Source organism: Candidatus Omnitrophota bacterium, assembly GCA_040755155.1.
Classification (GTDB): domain Bacteria; phylum Hinthialibacterota; class Hinthialibacteria; order Hinthialibacterales; family Hinthialibacteraceae; genus JBFMBP01.
The window spans coordinates 1-13,657 of the sequence record JBFMBP010000061.1 but is presented as its reverse complement, the minus strand read 5'-3'; the positions used below and the strand labels follow the sequence as shown (position 1 = coordinate 13,657).

Below are 13,657 nucleotides of genomic sequence, written 5' to 3'. Positions count from 1 at the left end.
TTGAAAATTATGAGCCTCATGCAAAACTCCATAATTCTTCCCCCATGCTTGGGGGAGGTTAGGAGGCAATGTCATTAAGTTAAGACATAACGTGACGAAATTCCATTCCCTCGCCCTCTGGGAGAGGATTAGGGTGAGGGATTTTAAATTCAACAAATTCATGCTATTAGATTTGTTGATATTTTCGATTAAGGAATTAGACTATCCTTAACTTAACGACATTGGGTTAGGAGGGGGTTGCTTTAAGTCTAATATAATCAACCCCCCTCTAACTCCCCCCAAGCTTTGGGGGAGAATTTAAAAGCGGATTTTATTAATTTTACAAGAACCTCTTATATTATGGTTTTTCCAAATTTATCCTTATTGTACTCGAACAGGCGCATTGGGGATAGACAAAAAAATCCCCGTCTTTCGACGGGGATTTTCGATTCCTATACAAATGGTTCGATCAAAATTATTCCAGCGACGCCGCGACGATTTCGGCGATGTCTTTGACTTTGACTTTCTCTTGCACTTTGATATCTTTCACGCCGTCTTCGAACATCGTCATGCAGAAGGGACAGGCAACGGCGATGGTGGAGGGGTCTTTGCTTAAGGCTTCTTCCGTGCGCGCCAGATAGATATGCTTGCCTTCCATTTCTTCCATCCACATGCCGCCGCCGCCGGCGCCGCAGCAAAAGCTCTTTTCGCCGCAACGGTCCATTTCGACGGGCGCTTCGCCGCTGGCCTTTTCGATCAGATGGCGCGGGGAATCGTAAATGTTGTTATAACGGCCCAAGTAGCAGGAGTCGTGGTAGACGATCTTGCCGTCTTGTTTAGGTTTGAGGGCGATTTTGCCGTCGGCGATCAATTTTTCGATCAGTTCGGAATGATGGTAGACTTCGAAATCGCCGCCGAATTGTTTGTAGTCGTTCTTGATCGTCGAATAGCCGTGTGGGCAATGGGTGACGATTTTCGTGACACCGAAGCGATGGAAACGCGCGATGTTGTCGCGGGCCATGCGCTCGAAGACGAATTCGTTGCCCAGACGGCGCAACGAATCGCCGCAGCAACGTTCTTCCTGGCCGAGAATGCCCCAAGAAATACCCGCCTTGTTGAAAATTTTGGAGATATCGGCGACAACGCTTTTTACCCGCGAATCGTAGGCACCCGCGCAGCCGACGAAGAAGAGATACTCCACCGGCTTGCCCTCTTGCACGATGGGGACGTTTAAATCCGTCGTCCACTTGGCGCGGTCGGTGGGCGCGATGCCCCACGGATTGAAGCGCTGCTCCGAATTCTCGAAGAAGGAGATCAACTCGTGGGGGAATTTCGATTGCTCCATCACGAGATGACGCCGCATTTCGATAATCTTGGGAACGTGTTCGATGAAAACGGGGCATTGCGTCATACAGGAACCGCACGTGGTGCATGCCCAGAGGTCTTTTTCCGCAATGCTTAATTCGCCGTCGCCGATGAGGGGGAACGCCATCTCCACATCGTCCGGCGCAGGTCCCAAGGTATCCGCAGGGCGAGCGGCTAAGAGCGCCGGGCTGTTGTTGAACAAATTGACTTTGCCCTGATGGATAATCAGGCGGGGATTGAGCGATTTGCCAGTATTATTGGCGGGGCACTCGGCTTGACAGCGTCCGCACTCGGTGCAGGACATAAAATCCAAAAGGTCTTTCCAAGTGAATTGGGTGATCTTGGATATGCCAAAATCGTTGCCGCGAACGAATTCCATCGTGGGCAGGGTTTTGGGATAATCGAAACTTTTAAAGAAGCAATTAGGGATGGCGGTCAAAACGTGCAGGTGCTTGCTGTAGGGCAAATAATTCAAGAACGTCAGCAGAACCAACGCGTGAATCCACCAGAAGAAGTTGGCCGCGTTATGGCTTGAGGCGGAGAATATGCCGGATAGGGCGTTGGATAGGAACATGCAGCGTCCCCATTCCGATTCACCCAGCGCAATCTCGCCCGCATGGTAGCCGAAGTAAGCGATCATCAAGGCGGCGATCATGCCGAGGATGAGGAAAGCGTCGAACGTGGCTTCGATATGTTTTGGCCGGAAAAAGACGCGGCGAACGACGGCGACGGCGACGGCGATCAACACGGCCGCCGACATGATTTCCGTCATGACCAACAAAAATCCGTAAAGGATAGTACCCAAAAAAGCCCAAGAAAATTGAGGGAACAAGCCGGCAATCAGGAACTCCGCATTCAGCATGAGCAGGGTCATGAATCCCCAAAAAATCACGAAGTGGTTGATCCCGTAGCGGATTTTGACGACGCGAAGCTGTCCGAAGGCGTAAACCAGCATGTTTTTCAGACGCAGGGTCAAACGGTCGAAGCGGTTGTCCCATTGTCCCAGGCAAACATTGGCTAACAGCCGGTAGGCGTTGCGCAGAAAAAAGCCAATCGAAAAGATAAAAATTAGGATATAAAGGATACGTCCCCAGTTCATAGTGTAGCTCCATTACACGGCGGCTAGCGTTGGTTTGCCCGCTTGTTCCTGCTGCTGCTTCAATTGTTCGATGACGGCGGGAAGGATTTGGAAAACGTCCCCGACGATGCCGAGGTGGGCGACGTCGAAAATAGGGGCGTTTTTGTCTTTGTTGATGGCGATGATGTAGTCGGAATTCTGCATACCGACCAGATGCTGAATGGCGCCGGAGATGCCGCAGGCGACGTACAGTTTCGGCTTGACGGTTTTTCCCGTTTGCCCAACCTGGTGCGATTGGGGCATCCAGCCCGCGTCCACGGTGGCGCGGGAGCATCCGACGACGCCGCCGAGGAGAGCGGCCAATTCGCGGACGAGGTAGAAATTCTCCGGCCCCATCATGCCGCGTCCGCCGCTGACAATGACGCGGGCGGCGGCCAATTGTACGGTTTTGGTCAGGTCGATGGGAACGATTTCCAGAATTTTGGTGGTGATTTCGCTTTCGGGCAGGGTGAAAGATTCCTTGATGACATCGCCGTCGAGGCTGGGATCGAATTCCGGCTTGGGCATCACATGCGGCCGGACGGAAGCCATTTGCGGACGAGCGGTTTCCGAAAGGATCGTGGCCATAATATTGCCGCCGAAGGCGGGGCGGGTTTGTTCCAGCAGGCGGTCGGCTTTGCTGATGGTGAGGCCGGTGCAATCCGCCGTCAGGCCGGTTCTTAGTTCGGTGGCGACGGCGCCCGCCAAATCGCGGCCCAGGCCGGTGGCGCCCATGAGAACGACTTCAGGTTTGTATTTGCGAATGAGGGTCAGCGCGCCATGCAGATAGGTTTTGGTGCGGTAGTCTTTGAGAATGGGATCGTCGATCATATAGACTTTATCCGCGCCGTATCCAAAGGCTTCTTCCGCCAGATGCTGGACGTTCGATCCTAAAACGAAAGCGCAGAGATCGACGCCCAAGTCGTCGGCGAGCATGCGTCCCTTGCCCAATAGTTCCCACGATACCGCATGGACGGCGCCGTTGAATTGCTCCACGAATACCCAAACATGCTTCCATTCGCTTTCGCGGGATTTGCCGGGATCGGGCGCTTCTTCTTTCGGGCGGAAATATTCGTCCAGAATTTTTTGTTCGTCGGGAGTGAAGACCATCTCCAAGGCTTCCGTCGGGCAGACCTTCAGACATTTGCGGCATCCGGTGCATTTTTCCAGAAGGATGATCGGCTCGCCCTTCTCGTTCATTTCGATTGCGTCTACGGGGCAAGCGGCCTGGCAGCGGTCGCCGCAGGCTATGCACTTCCCCTCGATATAATGGGCTTTTCCACGAGGTTTGCGAATTTTTTTATCCATGGCGGTTCCTAAATGTTTAAGGAATGGATTTCCTTAGTCTTTTCTTACGATGTCCCAGTCGAAGAGTTTTTGGACCATCAAGCCGACGGCTTCGTTCTTTTTTTCACCGAGAGCGTCGATGATTTCCCCTTTATCCCGCTGGGGAGCGAAGATTTTGCGCACCGCCGTCGGGGAGCCTTTGAGGCCGATGGTATTCGGATCCATTTTCAGCACCTCGTTGGACCAGATGGGAATGAGGGCGGCGTCCGCGTCCAGACGGGCGGGCACGGTGGGGTAGCGCGGCGTATTGATCTGGCGCACAACGGTGAGCAGAGCGGGCAAGGCCGCTTCGACGATTTCGTTATGGCTCTCCAGTTTGCGGCTGACGCGGATAAGTCTTTTTTCGAGATCGAGGGCGAGGATTTTGTCGACCAGCGTCAGTTGGGTAAATTGGAGGCGGCAGGCGATGCCCGGCCCCACTTGCGCCGTGTCGCCGTCGATGGTTTGCATACCGCAGAGCACGAGATCGACGGGAAGAGACGCCTGTTCTTTCTTGATGGCTTCCGCGAGCACGTGGCTGGTGGCCAGCGTATCGGCGCCGCCAAAGGCGCGGTCGCTCAAAAGAATTGCCTTGTCGGCGCCGATGGAAAGAGCGCGGCGCAGCACGAATTCCGCGGCGGGCGGTCCCATTGAAAGCACCGTGACTTGGCCGCCATATTGATCCTTCAACCGGATCGCTTCTTCGATGGCGTGCGTATCGAAGGGATTGGTGATGAACGGCACTCCCTCCCGCACGAGGGTGTTGGTAACCGGATCGATTTTGACTAGGGTGGTATCCGGCACCATCTTGATGCAAACGACGATATGCATGGGAATTAAATCTCCTCGTTTAAAAGGATCGATCGATTAAATATATTTCGTTGACGGTTCGCTTGAAATCGATAAAACGCGGCTTATAGGAGCGATAACGATAGGAAAACCGTTCGAGCTCTCTATTGGCCATAATACCATAATACTATGAGGACAACTCCCTAGGAGAGGTTTAAGGCTGGGATTGGGAAATAAAGTCATGATGCACTAACCAAAATTGAAAAACGCATTCGACGAAAAAGAGCTTCTCCCCATTATATTCTGTGAAGAGAAATGGGGAATCCATATCAAAAACGAACTCTTTCTAGCTCACGCAAGTTTTCAGAGGCAGGAATTTCCTCAGTCAACGACTTTCACCGGTAATTCCGCTTTATCTAAGCAGTTTTGACAAAGGACCGCGTCATGGCCAAACTTGGAAACGGGAATCGGCCGGGTTACGTCGCAATCGGGGCCGATATATTCGGCGCCGCAGTCCCGACAAACCAGATGGACGATGGTCTCCCCGCAATGAAAATGAGGTCCGCAGTCGCAAAAGTGATAAAACTTCATTCCTTTTTCTCTAGGCTAATTGTATCGACAGAGCCAAGTCCAATTTTCAAGGTTAGAAAACCCTAGTGGAATGAACTCGCGCCCCATTCGTTTCCCCAAAAAACTCTCGCGCAGGACGGAGGTTAAGGATATATCCATTGCGAAGCATTACCAGATAGTATAATTATAATCACTGAATTAAAAACCGGAATAGATATTTTCTTAGCCAAGATAAATGCAAAACCCGGCGCAATCAAGGGAGTTGCGATAGCGGGTTATACTAAAAGCAGCGATTAGAGAAGAATGGCGGGGCTAGCTTTACTCGATCTATCCTACAGGATTATCGTTCATTAAAAACGTCCGGCTTGTTGAACAATTCCTTCAGCGGCGGGATGGATTTCGGCTCGGCGTCCAAGGTTACGCAAAACGCGTCTCATTCTTGCGGAGAGAGGACAAACTGCGTTTTATCGGCCAAGACCAGCGCTGCAGCGTCATAGGCGTTTTCGATCACAAATTCGCATAGGCTGCAATTGCGAAGTGCGGCCGCCCGGCTGATCATGTCTTTTTGGCGTTCGTTTATGCGAATATTCAGAAAAACCGTTTTGGGCGCTTCCTTGGAACTTCTCGCTTTCTGCATGGCGTTCGATCTCCTATTACGTTTCTATATCTCATTATATCTAAATGTCATCACATAGTAAGTACATTTTAACAATGACTATATTTCCCGATGAGGACAACCACTGGGGCCGCTCCTACGATAAACGATGAAGGCGGCCGCGGGGAACCGCCCTGAGGGAAAAACGAATCTTGTCCCGATCCATTTACCGTTAAAACATAAAGCATGATACTATGAGCATAGCGCTTGCCGGTTGGAGATGGTTCGCTATGGACGGTTTAGGATAGAAACGGTTTTTTCGTTATACGAAATGCCATTAGGTTTGAAGCACAGGCAGTTGAAAGGAAGGGAGGGTAAGCCTCCTGGCGAACTATTGCATCTATACGGCTCGGCGGGAGCCTCGCCCTCCCTTCAATGATGTTTGGTATACCTCAAAATAGCCAATAGTATTAGTTGTTCATTTCGGCGTTTTTCGACATAAAAGAAGGAGAGGATACGATGACGAAAGAGAATATCGCACGGAGAGAATTTCTCGGACGAAGCGCAATGGCGGCGGCGGGATTATCGTTGCCCGCGATCGGCGTCCAGGCGGCGAAGAAGCCCGCGAAGATTCGCGTGGGAATCAACTTGCTGCTGTGGACCGATTCGCCGACGGAAGAGCATTTCGGATTGTTGGATACATTGAAGAAATGGGGATACGATGGGGCGGAATTTCCTATGTTCCAACCGGCGGGAGATCATTGGGCCAAATTGGGGAAGCATTGCCAGGAAATTGGATTGGGCAATACGTCCTGCGTTTGCGTTCCCAAGGAAGCCGATCCCACCCACGAAGACGCCAAGATTCGCCAGGCGGCGGTGGATTTTTTAAAGCGATGCGTCGATTGCACCCATGCTTTGGGAGGATCGCAGATCTGCGGCCCGCTTTATGCGCCGGTAGGGAAGTTAGTTGGCAGAGGCCGGACAGAGGAGGAATTTAAGCGCATCGTGGAGGTCATGCGGCAGGCGTGCGAATACGCCGCGACGGCCCAAATCGAATTAGCCATCGAACCGCTCAACCGCTTCGAGACGTATGTTATCAATAGCCAGGAAGACGGATTGAAATTGGTGGACGCCGTCAGCTTGCCCAATTTCGGATTGCATTATGATACGTTTCATTCCCATATCGAAGAGAAAGATTCGCCGGGCATTATCCGCCAGGCGGGCAAGAGGATTCACCACGTTCATATCTCGGAAAACGACCGCAGCACGCCAGGCCAAGGGCAAGTGCATTGGAAAGAAATATTCCGAGCGTTGAAAGACGCCGGTTACGACCATTGGTTGACCATCGAAGCGTTTGGACGCTCCATGCCAGCGGTGGCGGCGGCGACTTGCATCTGGCGAAAGATGTTCGAAAGCGAAGAGCAATTAGCGCGGGATGGATTGAAATTCGTGCGCAAGAGTTGGAACGATTGAAATGATGAGTGATGAATGAGAGATCAGACAATGCGATCTATTTTTTGAATTTTGGGTTTTACCGGAAATTATGAAGAGCGGATTTCTTAGGCGGTTGTTGGATCGAGCCGAAAAAGTCGATAAAGAGCGCATCCTCGATTATATGAAAGAGATCGCGGAGGAGCGCGATCTTTTAGTGTTGATTCTCGATTCCATGATCGAAGGCATGATCGTCATCGACGAAGAAGAAAAAGTCGTTTTCGTCAATCAATCCGCCCGTTCCATTCTCGACCTTGGCGACGGTTCGACGACGCCGGATATGCCGCTGGCGAAGATGCTGAATCATCCCGGCCTCTTGAGCCTTTGCCGGAGCGGAATCGACAATTCCACGCCGCTGCCGTTTTTGGAATACGAACTGCGCCTTCCGAAGGGGAGGACGCATGTGCAGATCAATATTATTCCCTTGCAAAACCGGGAGGAGCGTTTTGGCACGTTGTTTTTCTTTATCGACGAGACGGAACACAAGGAGCGCGAACAGAAACTGCTCGAAGCGGAGAAATTGGCCGCGCTGGCGACGCTGACCGCTGGAATGTCCCACGAGATTCGCAATCCGCTCAATTCTCTTTCCATCCATCTCCAATTGCTGCAACGCCATCTCAAGAAAAAGGAGATTCATGACGCCGAAGTGGAGGAAGAGTTATCCATCTTCAACACGGAGATTCAGAGGCTTAACGGCGTCATCGAGAGTTTTCTCGGCGCGGTCCGTCCCTCTCATCCCGCGATAAAGTTATTCGATCTCAATAGTTTGGTAACGGAAACCCTTACGCTCATGGAACCGGAATTCCGGGAAAACGGCATCCGCGTTTTTCTGCACGAAGAGGGCGATTGGCCGTATATCGAGGGAGACCGCTCCCGCTTGAAACAGTCGCTCATCAATCTTCTACGCAACGCCATCGAAGCCATTGTTGCTCAAACGCAAGAAGAACGTCAACGAAAAGCCAACGAGATCGTCCTCAGCATGGCCCGCCGGGGCGATAAAGTAACGCTAGCTATTACGGATACGGGGAAAGGCATACCGCCAAAAGACCTTCCGCATATTTTCGAGGCTTATTTCACCACCAAAGCGCGCGGAACCGGACTAGGCCTGATGATTGTGGATCGCATAATCCGCGAGCACCAGGGAACCATCAGCGCCCAGAGCGAGCTCAACGAAGGAACGCAGATCGAAATCGCACTGCCCGTAGCGGCCGAAAGCCCGCGCCTGCTCGAACACGACGCGCCCAAAACGCATGACGTTGAAAACAGCGATTAGGGGGCGGGAGAGAATGATAATAAGTTAAAATTAGGGTAAGCATATAGCCGAATGAAGAAGAATCCCTCTCCGAGATATGATCTTTTCCCACAAGCCGGAGGCATTCATCAAGGGCAGAAACGACCTTGCTCTTGCCACCCCGCCTAACACTTGCCCATAGGGTGAGGGATACTCTAGGCGAGAATCCAAATGCAAGTGGGTATAAAATAGGTTGGAATCCTGCTGCGGTTGGTTTACAATATTTAGAAGACGATCCAAATTCAACCTCAGAGATAACGGTAAAAACGGACGATTGCGGCTATGGGGAAAAAGGGAGTTGATAAACGCCATGTCTATCGCCACCCGTAAAATAACGATCCTCATGGCGGGAACGATTTTTTTTGCGTTCTTTCTTGCCGATGTGGGATGGGGACAAAACAAAATCGTCAAACTCGGCGCTTCCCGTCCGGAAATTATCGATATCATGGGGCCGCCCATCCGAATCACTCCTTTTACCAGCATTGAAGAAGAAATTTGGTGGTATCCGCAATCCTCTTTAACCTTCAAGCGCGGAAAACTGGAAAATATTCAAAATTCCGGCGATTTGAGGAATGGGTTGGAAGCGTCGCTGGGAGACAAAACGCCCGGCGCGCCCCCTTTTAAAGCCGGTTCGACGAAAGAAGAAGTCATCGCGGCGCAAGGATCGCCCAGCCGCGTGAGCCGATTCGAACAGCTGAAGATGGAGATATGGTCATATGGATTGGCGACGGTAACTTTCCGAAACGAGCGCGTGGCTGAATGGCTCAACATCGGTTCCGTCCTTAATATAGATATGGGAAAAAAGAATCCTGACGCCTCGCCTTTTGCGGTCGGTTCGTCCAAGGAGGACGTGCTCGCCAGCGAAGGCACGCCGAAATCCGTAAAATTGTTCCCGGCGTTAAAACAAGAAATATGGTTTTATGGATTTTCCACCGTCACTTTTATAGACGGCGCCGTCGTCGCCTGGAACAATCAGGGCCAACTTTTCCAAAACGCCGTCCCAACATTCCGCGGCACGCATGAATCGGACGGCATTCTTGCCGCCGAAAGCCTAATTGAAGTCTCCACAAAAGCCGTAAACACGAGAAATTCGCGATACCGAGGACTTTTCCAGATGGATGAAACCGGATCGCGTCCTGCAGGCTCGGATTCGACGGCTCCAAACCTGTTTCAAATGGAAACGGGCGAACGTTCCTATAGCGGCCACACCGTGCGAGACATCTTTCAAACGGGAGGCGAACAGCCGGCCTCGGCTACGCAAGCCAGTTCGACGCAGCCCGTTCAGCCGGCTTCAACCGATTCATCGTTTCGCGGCCTTCTCTTGAGGGAGGACGACCTTGAAGGGCGATCGGACAAGACGCAAGAAAAATCAAAACCCGCGCCGCCGGAAACGGTTCCAGATATTTTGCAACAAGACGGGAAAACGACTCCTGCGCCATCGGGCATCGAGTCCGCGACGCCATCCGCCCCCACGAAAGAGAATGCCGTCGAACTGAATTTATCTTCGATCGGCGATCAAAAAACCATTCCCTCGGACGCCGCGAAAAGCGCTACGCGAACCTCGATTGAAGATTTAAAACAATTGATTAAAACGGAATCGGCGGTTCCAGCGCCCATAAAGAGCGCAAGCGAATAACTAATAACTCATGTTACGCGCGATGGAAAATTAAAAGGAATCTCTTACCCTCGTCGATTGAATCACATAACCATGTTAAGAAAAAGAAAAACACGAAAAAAGAAAACCCATGCGTTGCGTTGGATCGGCGGTTCCAACCTGCGGGCGAGACGCCCGCGCTCCCAGGTTGCGTAACATGAGCGAATAAGGTTTGCAGCGTTTGCGCTTCCCTGCCCTGCAGTCATGGAAAATCCAATTATCTCCCTTGCGGTTTTAGGGGAAAAATGACAACATCGATTTCGTCAAATCTATAAAGATAGAAACACTGGCGGGGCTCGCTACGCTCGATCCACCCTGCGTTTTTTGAGGCGTTTTTGAAAAATATTCAGCCAATAAGGAGTCTTCATCGATGAAACGGATTTGCGTCATTTTGTTCTTTTTCTTTTCCATTTTCTTTGTTTTCGATAACGTTCGCGCCGCCGAACCGAAGCAGGGAGAGCGGTTTGTTCCTTTATTCAACGGTACGAATTTGGATGGATGGTCGAATGTCAACGGTTATCCCGAAACCTGGACAGCGCGGGATGGAATGATCGTTTGCAGCGGCATTCCCACCGGCATATTACGAACGGACAAGCCATACGAAAATTTTATTTTGGAATTGGATTGGCTTCATGTCAATAAAGGAGGCAACGGCGGCGTCTTTATTTATTCGGACGCTCTGCCTGCGCGGGGAGCGCCTTTCACCCGCTCGATTCAGATTCAAGTGAAGGAAGGAAACGGCGGCGATATCTATCCTATCCACGGCGCGACGATGAGTCCTGACAAACCGCATCCGGAAGGATGGGCGCGATCTCTGCCCTCGGAAGACGCCACCAAGCCCGCCGGAAATTGGAACCATTACCGCATTGAAAGCCGCGACGGGATGGTCTCGCTGACGGTAAACGGCAAGCTGGTTACGCGAGGCTTCAACTGCAATCCCCGCAAGGGGTATATCTGCTTGGAAGCGGAAGACAAAAGCGAAGTCCATTACCGCAACATCCAGATTTGTGAACTTTCCAGTTCCAATCCATCCGCCGACGCCGTAGCGAGCTTAGACCAAGGCTTTCGCGCTTTATCCGGCGGGAAAAAACTAAGTTCCTGGAAAAATCCCAGTAAAAATTGGCATGCCGAAGACTGGATTCTCTATTACGACGGTCAAGGGGCCGCGGGGGGAGAGGATCCGTTTCTATGGTCGACGGAAGAGTTCAACAATTTCATACTCATTGCGGATTGGCGTTTTCCCGCTAAGCCGGAACTGGAACAGATTCCCGTCATCCTGCCCAACGGCTCCGGAATGGCCGACTCTTCCGGGCAACCGCTGACGGCTTCCGTCCTTAGCGCGGGGCAAGGCGGAATCTGCCTGCGCGGCAATCCCAAAGCCTCGATCAACCTTTGGAACTGGCCTATCGGTTCCGGCGGAATCTTGGGCTACATGACGGATGCCAGCCTTTCGGAAGAATTGCGTAAAGCCGTTACGCCCATCGTCAATGCGGACAATTACGTCGGGCAATGGAACCGCGTCGAAATTACCGTCATTGAAAGCCAGGTCAACGTAACAGTGAACGGCAAGACGGCGATCCAGAACGCCTGGCTGCAAGGAATTCCGCAACGAGGCCCCATCGCGCTGCAACATTTCGGGAAATTGCTGTTATTCACGAACGTATTCGTCAAAGAGCTTTCATGGAGCGAAATTTTCGGGAGTATGAAACAGTTCTAAAACGTAAAATTTGGACATTCAATTTTTTTAAGAAAAAAATCCGTCGGCGACGCTTCTCTCGCCGACGTTTTTTTTATGAATCGATAGACGCAGACCGATTTTTCATTATATCTTTTTATATATTGAGTCTCTTGCAAAATTCCATTATTCCTCCCCCAAGCCTGGGGGAGGTATAGGAGGGGGTTGTCTTAAGTCTATTAAAATCAACCCCCCTCTAACTCCCCCCAATCTTGGGGGGAGAATTTAAAAACGGATTTTATGAATTTTGCAAGAGCCACTATTGATGAAATGCGCAATGGAAAATTAAAGGTATCTCATACCATTGCCGTTTGAATCGCGAAAACACGAAACGAAAAAGAAAAACACAAAAAAAAACAGTTGGCTCAAGGAATTGCGTAGCGAACGAGATTTTCCGCGCTATCCAATAGAATCCGAGATATCCGTGATTCGAATATTCCGTGAAATTCGAGTCTTTACGGTTTCGCGATTCGGAAACGCAACATGTCTAATACCAATCTGCATTAAGAATGTCGCTTTTCAAATTCCTCTCCCTAGATTGGGAGAGGTTAGGTGAGGGTTGATTTGGTTAGACTTAAAACCCCTCACCCTTACCCTCTCCCAGAGGGCGAGGAAAATTATTGGCGCCAACCTAAATGCAGGTTGGTATAACGCGGTACGAAGATAGAAAGGCGTTGCCATGGAGGATAAATTTCCATACTTTTTTAGAAATCTGATGATGGCGTGTTTTATGCTGCTATCCGCCTCTCCAGGCGCTCCCCAAGAACAGCCATTATTTCTCGACAGTCAGTCCAGCATCAAAACGGGGGGATTCCGCGTGTCTTTTAAAGTGCATAGTCCCCTCGCAAATCTTCATGCTCTCGCCAACCGGATGGATATCGCTTTAGGGTTGGCCCGTTATCCCGATTATTATTACAATTTGAAGGACGAAACTTTCGAAATCTACGTCCCTGAGAATTACGATCCCAAAACATCTTACGGATTGATAGTAAATATATCTCCCAGCGACAGCGGCGGCCTTCCCTGGCCGGACCTTCCTCCGGATTTGGAGAAGCGCAAATTGATTTGGATCGGCGCCAACAATTCCGGCAACCAACAAAATGTTCATACGCGAAGAATCCCGTTAGCGCTCGACGCCGCTTACAACATGATGAAAATCTGCAAAATCAATCCCCATCGCGTTTACCTATCGGGGATTTCCGGGGGAGGCCGCGTCTCCAGCATGGCGGCGTTTCATTATTCAGACGTTTTTTCCGGCGGGATATTCATGATCGGCGTCAATTATTGGGCCGCCATGCCCATCCCCAGCAAGCCAGATCGGGCCTGGCCCAAAGGATTCAACAAGCCGGACGTCAAATATCTTTCGCAAGCGTGCAATACCGGACGTTACGTATTTTTGACGGGAGACAACGACGGCAATCGCGAGCAGACGTACGAGTATTATATGAAGGGATATAAGAAATGTTTGAAGTACGCGCTTTATTTGCAAGTACCCAAAATGGGGCATGAAAGGCCGCCGTTGGATTGGTACGAGAAGGCGCTTGATTTTCTCGACAATCCTCAAACAGAGAAAGAGAAATAAATCCGCCGTGACGAGGCGCTCAATGGCGAAAACGATCTTGGTCGCGGTAGGGATGCCGGTTACCCGGCACCCCCCGCACAGATCCCAGCGTGCGGAACTACCGCACTGGGCTCCTGCCTCAGGTCATGACGCCCAAGCGCTCCGACGGATAGGGATGTACTCC

The 13,657-nt window shown here is 51.1% G+C and carries 10 protein-coding genes; 5 read left to right on the top strand and 5 right to left on the bottom strand.

What is annotated here, in order from left to right; translation table 11 throughout:
• Positions 1 to 454: 454 nt before the first annotated feature.
• The 5 genes from AB1656_08030 to AB1656_08010 all read right to left on the bottom strand — a co-directional run bounded on the left by AB1656_08030 (position 455) and on the right by AB1656_08010 (position 5,783).
• Complete coding sequence (locus AB1656_08030) at positions 455 to 2,443, bottom strand: (Fe-S)-binding protein (GenBank protein ID MEW6235319.1); 1,989 nt, start codon at positions 2,441 to 2,443, stop codon at positions 455 to 457.
• A gap of 12 nt (positions 2,444 to 2,455) precedes the next feature.
• Positions 2,456 to 3,769: an FAD-binding protein gene (locus tag AB1656_08025; GenBank protein ID MEW6235318.1), complete on the bottom strand. Its 1,314-nt coding sequence runs from the start codon at positions 3,767 to 3,769 to the stop codon at positions 2,456 to 2,458.
• A 33-nt stretch (positions 3,770 to 3,802) separates the two neighbouring features.
• The gene (locus AB1656_08020) at positions 3,803 to 4,618 is read right to left on the bottom strand and encodes an electron transfer flavoprotein subunit beta/FixA family protein (GenBank protein ID MEW6235317.1); all 816 of its coding nucleotides are present in this window, start codon (positions 4,616 to 4,618) and stop codon (positions 3,803 to 3,805) included.
• A gap of 339 nt (positions 4,619 to 4,957) precedes the next feature.
• Entirely contained in the window at positions 4,958 to 5,167 is a 210-nt protein-coding gene (locus AB1656_08015; protein MEW6235316.1) for a hypothetical protein, read from the bottom strand.
• A 412-nt stretch (positions 5,168 to 5,579) separates the two neighbouring features.
• The gene (locus AB1656_08010; protein MEW6235315.1) at positions 5,580 to 5,783 is read right to left on the bottom strand and encodes a DUF1778 domain-containing protein; all 204 of its coding nucleotides are present in this window, start codon (positions 5,781 to 5,783) and stop codon (positions 5,580 to 5,582) included.
• A 477-nt stretch (positions 5,784 to 6,260) separates the two neighbouring features.
• Here AB1656_08010 and AB1656_08005 point away from each other — a divergent pair, with 477 nt between their 5' ends.
• The 5 genes from AB1656_08005 (at position 6,261) to AB1656_07985 (ending at position 13,494) form a co-directional block, all read left to right on the top strand.
• Complete coding sequence (locus AB1656_08005; GenBank protein MEW6235314.1) at positions 6,261 to 7,214, top strand: sugar phosphate isomerase/epimerase family protein; 954 nt, start codon at positions 6,261 to 6,263, stop codon at positions 7,212 to 7,214.
• Between the two features lie 97 nt (positions 7,215 to 7,311).
• Positions 7,312 to 8,505, top strand: a complete 1,194-nt coding sequence (locus tag AB1656_08000; protein ID MEW6235313.1) for an ATP-binding protein — start codon at positions 7,312 to 7,314, stop codon at positions 8,503 to 8,505.
• A gap of 328 nt (positions 8,506 to 8,833) precedes the next feature.
• Positions 8,834 to 10,159, top strand: coding sequence for a hypothetical protein (locus tag AB1656_07995; protein ID MEW6235312.1), 1,326 nt, complete (start codon positions 8,834 to 8,836; stop codon positions 10,157 to 10,159).
• A gap of 388 nt (positions 10,160 to 10,547) precedes the next feature.
• Entirely contained in the window at positions 10,548 to 11,894 is a 1,347-nt protein-coding gene (locus AB1656_07990) for a DUF1080 domain-containing protein (protein ID MEW6235311.1), read from the top strand.
• Positions 11,895 to 12,627: 733 nt separating this feature from the next.
• Positions 12,628 to 13,494 (top strand): hypothetical protein, encoded by an 867-nt coding sequence (locus AB1656_07985; protein ID MEW6235310.1) that lies wholly within the window; start codon positions 12,628 to 12,630, stop codon positions 13,492 to 13,494.
• Positions 13,495 to 13,657 lie beyond the last annotated feature (163 nt).